The sequence below is a fragment of the Actinomycetota bacterium genome (assembly GCA_018830725.1).
Classification (GTDB): Bacteria; Actinomycetota; Humimicrobiia; order JAHJRV01; family JAHJRV01; genus JAHJRV01.
This window is the reverse complement of the sequence record JAHJRV010000047.1, coordinates 23068-32132: the sequence shown is the minus strand read 5'-3', so window position 1 is coordinate 32132 and position 9065 is coordinate 23068. Positions and strand designations below refer to the sequence as shown.

Here is a 9065-nt window from a genome sequence, read left to right as displayed (position 1 = left end):
GTCAATAAATCTTATTTCATCTTAAAATAACTTCAGAAATACACCCTAAAGGTATTAATAAGACTTTAAAATATATAGCCTTTCCCCTGATGAGAGAGGTAAAGAGAGAGGAGGATTACCCTCTCCACTAGTGGGAGGGGGTAGGGGGGAGGGTAAAATGTCTTTGAAAATATACCACAAAGCTATTGATAAAACTTTTTTTAATGAAATAAAAAATAATGGCGCGCCTGGAGGGACTCGAACCCCCGACCTACGGATTAGAAGTCCGTAGCTCTATCCAACTGAGCTACAGGCGCATATAATTTGAATTTATAATTTTATCTAATTATATCAATTTTTTTAAGAAAAATTTTAACATTGTTATTATGCAAATTTTCCTAACTTTTAATTATATTTCTCTTCTTAAGGTATACAAATAAATCTTTCCTGAATCTTATTATAGTAAATAAAGTTAAAACTAATCCAAAAAGAAGATAACATACAGATTTAGAATTAATCCAGAGATAAATAGTTCCTGCTAAGAATCCTGCAATTGCCCCAACTGAAGATTCCTTTAAAACTATTGTAATTAATATTCCCCCAATAAAACATGGAATAAGTACTATAGGGTTTATCATACTCATCACACCTAAAGTTGTTCCAACTCCCTTTCCACCAATAAAATTTAGATATAGAGGCCAGTTATGACCTGCAACAGCTGCTATACCAGTTAAAAGATGGACTATTTCATTTGAACTAAATTTTTGAGCTAAAAATATTGCTAAGACTCCCTTTGCCACATCTAAAAGACCACCTAAAAGACCAATTGGTAAACTTACGTTTCTTGCAGCATTTAATCCACCAACATTTCCACTTCCTAAATTTCTTATATCCTTACCTGTAAAAAGTTTAACTACAATATAAACATTAGGTATTGAACCTAATAAGTATCCCAATATCACTAATGAACCTGATAATAATATCTCCAAGACACCTCCTTTTTAAAAATCTATAATTAAGATTAGGTTAATATATAAAGTTAAAAAATACTAAATTATTTTATATATTTTAAACTTTAAAAAAGATTAGATTGATGAGCTAACAGTTTATTTAATTCCTATCTTCTTTCCACCCTTATAATATATATCAAGAGCTTTATTAATATCCTCTATAGAATGGGTAGCCATCAAATGATTTCTAACTCTGTTTGTATTTTTTGGAATAGCTGGGTAAAGAATTGGACATACATAAATTCCATTATCATTTAAAAACCTGGCAAGTTCAAGTGTTCTCTCTTCATCTCCTATTAGAACTGGAACTACTGCAGTTTCACTATTCATAGTATTAAAGCCCATTTCAATTAATCCTTGAATAAATAACCTGATATTTTCCCTTAATTTTTCATATCTCCAGGTTTCTTTTTCCATAACCTCCAATGCTGCTAAGGTTGCTGCAACTGCTGAGGGTGGGAGACTGGCAGAAAATACAAAACCTCTTGAAATATGCTTTAAATAATCAATTACATCTTTATTGCTTGCAATATAACCACCAATACTTGGTATTGTTTTACTTAATGTTCCCATACTAATATCTACACTACCCTCCATATTAAAATGTTGCTCAATTCCTCTCCCAGTTTTACCCAATACTCCTAATGAATGAGCTTCATCTATCATTACGTCTGCTCCATATTTATCAGCTAATTTTCTTATATTTGGTAGATCAGCAATATCACCATCCATGCTAAAAACAGCATCAGCTACAATCAACTTTGTATTATAGTCCTTGCTCTTTTCTAATATTTTTTCTAAATGTTCCATATTATTGTGTTTATAAGTTCTAAATCGTGCTCCTGATAACATACAACCATCAATAATACTTGCATGATTAAGTTTATCAATTAATATAATATCTTTTGGATCAGTCAAGCATGAGATAGTAGATAAGTTTGTAACATAACCACTACTAAATGTAATTGCAGCTTCTGCTTTTTTAAATTCTGCCAATTTTTCTTCCAATTTTTTATGTAATGTTGTAGTTCCTGCTAATAATCGAACACCACCAGCACCTGATCCGTACTTATCAATTGCATCCTTAGCAGCTTTCATTATCTTTGGATGTTCTATAAGACCCAAATAACTATAAGAAGCAAAATTGATAAACTCTTTTCCTTCAACTATTATTCTCGCTAATGAGGGACCTTGAATTTCCCTCAAATAGAAATATCTATTTGCTTTTTTTGCATCTTTTAATCTTTGAGAAAAAAGTTTAATTTTTTCCGATCTTTCTATCATTTATCCTCCATCATTTTCTTATTTTCTATAAAAATTACATTTTAAAATTTTTCCAAAAAAACCAAAAAAATAAATTAAAAAAAATTAAGCAAAAAGCTTGCTAAAAATTTTATCTACAAATGAATCAAGTTCATCTCTACTATTACTGCTCATCTCATTTAAATATTGTTCATATATTAGAAAGTCATTTAAAAAAAGCTCATTATTATTATTAAGCTCTTCATCTAACTGAAATGTGCCTAAAATCATTGTAGCAAGAGAACTAATCTTCAATTTACTTTTTTTCCTAAATTTCTTAAGATTTTTTATTAATTTAGTCTTTAAAAATTCATTTTTTATTTTTTTAATTTCTAAAAATAGACTCATCATATAATAAGTGCAATATTCCATTGGTCTTCTAACTCCATCAGCTTTTTTGGAAATTCTTTTTAAAAGTTTTGCATATGATTTTCTTCTCCCCTCACCCACTTCTTTTAGCATTAATTCTTTAAAATTTCTCCATTTCTTATTTTCAATATCTTCTCCCAATAACTCTATGAGCAATTCTCTTGCTTTTGGAAAGGGGTAAAACAAAACTTTTGAGCGTCCTTTTCCTCTTTTATAACCAAGTACATACTTATGAGAAACTAATTCTTTCCTCTCTAAAAGTCTTAGCATATCATAAGCGGTATATTTACTTACACCAAGCTCTTTAGCCAAGTCAGTATAATGAATATATCTATTTGATTCACTACATAATTTTAAAAATTTTGAGAGAAACTCTATTTGTCTCCTTGTAATTTTCATCCTAAAAATGTAGCTCATTTCCCCTTTTTCTAAGGAAGTTTATGAGAGCCATCCTCCTTTCTATTAATTTTATACCTATAAAATTCTTAAAATTAAATTTATATATTACAAATAACAAAATAATATTTAAGATTTTATATTAACTAAATAAATCATTCAAATTTATTTTTAATAATATGACGAAAAATTATTGTAATTGCAAATTTAAAAAGCAAATAATTAAGTAATTAAAAGTCTTAATTTGAACTATTTAAGATATCTGTTTACAATCCTTAGTATTTTTAACAATATTCGCATATTTAAAACTAAATAAAAATGGAGCGGGAAACGGGCCTCGAACCCGCGACCTTCAGCTTGGAAGGCTGACGCTCTAGCCAACTGAGCTACTCCCGCTCATTAGTTAAATATATTATACCAAAAACATATTATAGTGAATCAATCAAAATTAAACAGATTTCTTCTCAACCATTCAAGAGCACCTTCTGTCTTCATTCATGATATAAGTAGAAAGAAAATTGCAAGGTTTTGTATGGTCGGGGCGAGAGGATTTGAACCTCCGACCTCTTGCTCCCAAAGCAAGCGCGCTAAACCAAACTGCGCTACGCCCCGAATGAATTTCCTATTTCTTTGTATTCTAATTGTAAATTAAATATTCATAATTCTAAATAATTTTTTTAATGCTTTTGCTCTATGACTTATCTTATTTTTTTCTTCCATTCCTATTTGAGCCATTGTATGTGAATGTCCTTCAGGAACAAAAATGGGATCATAACCAAAACCACTTTCACCATATGGTGAGAAATCTATTTTTCCCTCACATTTTCCTTGCGACATAAAAAATTTGTCATTCGGTAGATATAAAACAGTCACACAACGAAATCTTGCTGTTCTTTCTGTAAAAGGACATTCCTTCATCTGATTCAAAACTTTCTTAATATTTTCTAAATCAGTAGAGTTTTCTCCAGCATGTCTTGCTGATTTTACTCCAGGTTCTCCCTTCAAATAATCTATCTCAAGTCCTGAATCTTCAGCTAATGTCGGTTTTTTAGTAAAATCTGTTACTACTTTAGCTTTCTTTAAAGCATTTTCTTCGTAACTATTACATGATTCTTCTATTTTTGGCCAGTCTTTAAAATCCAAATAGGTTAGCCATCTAATATTCTTATTAGATAAAATCGATTTTATTTCTTTAATCTTACCTCTATTTTTTGATGCAATAACTATCTCAATTTGTTTATTTGTATACATATCATTTGTTCTCAAATTTTATATAAAAGTGATGGTTAAAATGAATATCTAAATATTTTTTTATATCACTTTTTTAATTTATCTATATCCTTACCTATTAAATCACTTTGAATATCGATTATCTTTTTTATTCCTTCTTCTGCAACTTTTAACATTTTTTGAAATATGTCTTTTGATAAAGGTTTATCCTCTGCAGTTACTTGAATCTCAACTATTTCACCCTTTGAAGTTATAACAACATTCATGTCTGCTTGTGCCTTATTATCCTCCTCAAAACAGAGATCCAGGAGAATTTCTCCATTAACTAATCCTACACTTGTTGCACCCACAAAGTCCATTATTGGTAAATAAATAATCTTTCCTTGAGAAACCACTTTATTTAAACAATCATATAACGCTATACAAGCACCAGTTATTGCTGCAGTTCTTGTCCCACCATCAGCTTGAATTACATCACAATCTATCCAGATTGTTCTATCTCCAATTTTATCTAAATCAACAACAGCTCTCAATGACCGACCAATTAATCTTTGAATTTCATGTGTTCTACCTTTAACCCTCCCAATAGTAGAATCTCTAAAAGTCCTTACGGGTGTAGAACGAGGTAACATTGAATATTCTGCAGTTATCCAACCACTTCCACTCCCCCTTAGAAATTGTGGTACTTTATCTTCAACACTCGCTGCACATATTAATTTAGTTTTTCCAACCTCTATTAGTACTGAACCCTCTGCATATTCTATATAATCTCTTTTTATTTTAATTTCTCTTAGTTCATTAGCTTTTCTTCCATCTATTCTTTTCATATTTCTTCCTTCTTCTATTTTTAAGAAAGCAATTAGGTTAGTTTTTTTATAGGAATTTAATTACCTTAAATATACAATCTAACAATTTTTGTGTTATTAAGAAAGTAGTTAGGATTATATCATTACTAATAATTTTATTACTATTAATTTTTTTATTATTAAATACCCAATGTCATTTTTTCTTAAAATTTTAAAAAAAATTATATAAAAAAGAGCTCTTAATTCAACTCAAGAGCTCGTAAAATTATATAAATTTGGTGGAGGTGCCGGGAATTGAACCCGGGTCCGAAGAAATCTATCAGAAGTATCTACAAGTTTATTCTGTATTAAAATTCGCTATTTGGTTTATATACAGAAATACATAACCAACTGCTATTCCGAGTATCTTTTCACTCCCATCTTCCTCAGAAGTAAAGATGTGAGATAGTCTACTACCGGCATTCACTAAAGTCCGTAGACAAAACTTTAAGAATGTAGCCTTTTTAGGCTAGTGCGTATGCAGGTTCTGCATTTATATGTTTTTCCAGCTTCTTACGAGGATCTGGTCCTCGACTTGCAACTTTTGCTTCGATTTCCCCGTCGAAGCCAATTCACCCCCACATAATAATTATACAACTTTTTTATAATCTTTTAAAGCTCTTTCTTTCTCCCTCTCATGCTCCCTTTTCATTATATCTCTTCTCTTATCATACTTCTTTTTACCTTTTGCTAAACCTAATTCAACTTTTACATATTTACCCTTAAGATATATTTTTAATGGAATTATTGTATAACCTCTTTGTGTTGTTCTACCCATTATTCTATTTATTTCTCTCCTATTTAGAAGAAGTTTCCTGTCTTTATCAGGTACTATCCTTTCATATCCAATTTTATTATAGGGACTGATATGAAGACTGTGTAATATAACTTCACCATTTTTTACAGTAGCATAACTATCTTTAAAATTCACATTTCTATTGCGAACAGATTTTACCTCAGAACCTTCTAATACCATTCCAGCTTCATATTTCTCCTCAATTATGTAATTTCTATAGGCTTTTCTATTAGTTGCAATTATAATTTTATTTTCCATCTTTATTAATTTGAGAAGTCTTATTTTCTTCAATGATTTCTAATGCTATCTTTTTTGCTGCTTCTAATTGTTCATCTTCCTCAGTTTTATCATCATCATTTATAATGATATCCGGTGTAATTCCTATTTCTTCAATACTTCTATCAGTTGGAAGGAAATAATTTGCTGTAGTAAATTTTATGCCTGAACTATCTGGAAGAGAAAAAATCTGTTGAACTGTACCTTTTCCAAAAGTGGTATTTCCAACTAATTTGGCTCTATTATGATCCTGTAGTGCGCCTGCAAGTATTTCCGAGGCAGAAGCTGAATACTTATCTACTATAATTACTAAAGGAAATTGAGCATATGGTGTATCTTTCCCTCTATATGTTATAGTATCTGCTTTTTCTTTTACTACTACAATATTTCCTCTGTTAATGAAAAGTTGACCTAAATTAACTGCATCTGAAAGAAGACCACCAGTATTTCCACGTAAATCTAAAATTAGTGCTTCTATACCTTGATCAGATAATTTCTCTAGTTCATTTTTTAATCTATTTGCTCCTCCTTCAATAAATCGAATATATCTAACATACCCTATTTTGTTATTTAGGATTTCAATTATTAAATTAGGAATTTCTATTTCTTCTCTTATAAGCTCTTTAGTAAATTTTTTATTTGTCTCAGGTCTAAAGAAAATTATAGTAACTTTTGTACCAGCTTTACCTCTAATTAGTGCTATTACTTCATCAATGTTTTTACTCTCAATTGATTGTCCATCTACACTTATTATTACATCATCAGCTTTAATTCCTGCTCTATAAGCTGGTGTATTCTCTATTGGTTTAACTACAACAATTTTTTCATCTATCTGATTTACATACATACCAACACCAGAAATGTGTCCTGAGTAGTCTTCCATCATAATCTTATAATTTTCCGGATAAAAGAAATATGCATATTTGTCTTTAATTTGTAAACTCTTTACTATGGATTCATTTGCATACATAATAAGATCATCTGATTTAAGTTCATCTTTTTTCTCTATTAATTTCCTTATTATTTCCACTATGGAATCTAAAGAGTCCTCTGGATATTTGTCTTTAATTTTTTCTAACTCATCTTTATCCTGAGTTGATAAAAGTCCAGGATATTTTTCATCAGTGCTTTTAATTATCCCCTCAAAAGCTGAGGTAATTAATTCCTCTCTTTTAATATCATATAGGTATTCCTCCTCAATACTACCAATAACATCATTAATTGGAGAAATATTAATATCTGACCTTATTTTTACTACTTCTTTTATTTTTTCAGGTATTTTAAATAATTGTTGCTTTATATTACAACCAATACTAGAAGTAATAATTGAAAATATCAATGTAGATAGAATTATTATATAAATTCTATTTTTTACTTTTTTTATAGATATTTTTTTTACCATAATAAAAATTTCTTTATTTTTTAAATTTTACTTAAAAAATATACCGATTATAATTTTACCAGAAATCACTATAGAGCCCTGAATAAAAATAGCTTTTTTAAAAATTAGATATTTCATTAAACATGGTGTAAATTAGAGGTAATATAAAACAAGAAAAAGGGTGTAAATTAGAAGTAATTTGAAGGATTTTTTGCAACTCCATTTATCCTGACTTCAAAATGAAGATGAGACCCTGTACTAAATCCAGTTGACCCTATATATGCTATTACTTGTCCAGCCTTTACTGATTGTCCATTAGAGATAATGATTCTCGAACAATGAGCATATAATGTTGAGTGCCCACCACCATGATAAATTATGAGATAATTCCCGTAGCCGCCTCCCCACCCAAAAGTGACTTTAACAACTTTACCATTTGCAGCTGCAAATATTGGTGATCCATATGGAACTGCGATGTCCATTCCGTAATGAAAAGTTCTGCGGGGATAATTCCTGTAACCAAAACCAGAAGATATGCTTCCACGAACAGTTGGCCATAAAAACTTTCCTGAAAAGCTACCTTCTCTTAAACTAGCTAAATATGCTTCAATCATCTTTGCTTCTGCTTCTTGCTGTCTTAGTAAGTACTCAAGTTGCATGGTATTTTTCTTTGCACTTGTTAACAGAGCGAATTTCTGATTATAAATTTCTTGAAGGTCGCTTCTCTCTTTCTCAGTAATGCTAATTAATGTGGTCTGTTTTTCAACCAAATGTTCATAATAATCTCTTTCCTCTTCAATCTCTTTCTTCTCCACTATAATGTTATTTCTTGTTTTTAATACATTTTCAACAATTATCGCATCTTTATCAGCAACTATATTCACTAATTTCCATCTATTAATAAAATCCTGTAAATCTATGGGTTCAGAAAGGATTGAAATAAAGCCTTCCTCTTTATCTTTATATATCTCTACTAACCTATTGACTAAAATTGCATATTTTTCTCTAAGTTCATTTTCAAGTAGAATAATTTTATTCTTCTTCTTTTCTAAGTCCCACTCAATTCCTCTTATTTCTGAGTTAAGCTCATCAAGCTTAGCTAAATGGTCATCTAAATCTGCCTGAATCTTATTTATCCCACCTTCTACATTATTAACTTGAGTCTGAAATTCCTTTTCTTTTTGCTTAGAAAGGTTTATTTGATTTTTAGTTTTTTCTTGTTCATTCTTAATCTGTTCGAGCTTTTGTTCGGGATTTGAATATATATTATCATTGTCACCATAAGCAGTATTAGAGAAAAGGAATATAAAAATTAGAGTTAAAGAGAAAGCGCAAATTAAATTCTTTTTCAATTTTGTTTTCATTAATCTCATAATATGTGATTTTTATTATCAAGAACTGGCAATAATATACTAAGAATTATATTCTATCTCCTTTATTAAAATCCTCTTATTATAAATTATCAATAGAAATTACCTTTT

The 9065-nt window shown here is 29.7% G+C and carries 8 protein-coding genes, 3 tRNA genes and 1 other RNA gene; all 12 read right to left on the bottom strand.

Features of this window, described 5'->3' with window-relative positions; translation table 11 throughout:
* Positions 1-219: 219 nt before the first annotated feature.
* Positions 220-296, bottom strand: a tRNA-Arg gene (locus tag KKC53_02520).
* A gap of 81 nt (positions 297-377) precedes the next feature.
* On the bottom strand, positions 378-968 hold the full coding sequence (plsY, locus tag KKC53_02515) for a glycerol-3-phosphate 1-O-acyltransferase PlsY (protein MBU2598042.1): 591 nt from the start codon (positions 966-968) through the stop codon (positions 378-380).
* A gap of 117 nt (positions 969-1085) precedes the next feature.
* Positions 1086-2273, bottom strand: a complete 1188-nt coding sequence (locus tag KKC53_02510; protein ID MBU2598041.1) for an aminotransferase class I/II-fold pyridoxal phosphate-dependent enzyme — start codon at positions 2271-2273, stop codon at positions 1086-1088.
* 84 nt (positions 2274-2357) lie between these two features.
* Positions 2358-3077 (bottom strand): hypothetical protein, encoded by a 720-nt coding sequence (locus KKC53_02505; protein ID MBU2598040.1) that lies wholly within the window; start codon positions 3075-3077, stop codon positions 2358-2360.
* Between the two features lie 298 nt (positions 3078-3375).
* Positions 3376-3452 (bottom strand) — tRNA-Gly (locus KKC53_02500).
* Positions 3453-3589: 137 nt separating this feature from the next.
* A tRNA-Pro gene (locus KKC53_02495) sits at positions 3590-3668 on the bottom strand.
* 36 nt (positions 3669-3704) lie between these two features.
* Positions 3705-4307 carry an RdgB/HAM1 family non-canonical purine NTP pyrophosphatase gene (gene rdgB / locus KKC53_02490; GenBank protein ID MBU2598039.1) on the bottom strand — a complete coding sequence of 201 codons (603 nt, stop codon included), beginning with the start codon at positions 4305-4307 and terminating at the stop codon, positions 3705-3707.
* 65 nt (positions 4308-4372) lie between these two features.
* A complete protein-coding gene (gene rph / locus KKC53_02485; GenBank protein ID MBU2598038.1) occupies positions 4373-5113 on the bottom strand; it encodes a ribonuclease PH in 741 nt (246 codons plus the stop codon).
* A 255-nt stretch (positions 5114-5368) separates the two neighbouring features.
* Positions 5369-5711, bottom strand: a transfer-messenger RNA (tmRNA) gene (ssrA, locus tag KKC53_02480).
* A 9-nt stretch (positions 5712-5720) separates the two neighbouring features.
* On the bottom strand, positions 5721-6185 hold the full coding sequence (smpB, locus tag KKC53_02475; protein MBU2598037.1) for an SsrA-binding protein SmpB: 465 nt from the start codon (positions 6183-6185) through the stop codon (positions 5721-5723).
* Positions 6175-7605, bottom strand: a complete 1431-nt coding sequence (locus KKC53_02470; protein ID MBU2598036.1) for a S41 family peptidase — start codon at positions 7603-7605, stop codon at positions 6175-6177. The genes smpB and KKC53_02470 overlap by 11 nt, the downstream gene beginning before the upstream one ends.
* Before the next feature lie 167 nt (positions 7606-7772).
* Positions 7773-8936 (bottom strand): peptidoglycan DD-metalloendopeptidase family protein, encoded by a 1164-nt coding sequence (locus KKC53_02465; GenBank protein ID MBU2598035.1) that lies wholly within the window; start codon positions 8934-8936, stop codon positions 7773-7775.
* Between the last annotated feature and the right edge of the window lie 129 nt (positions 8937-9065).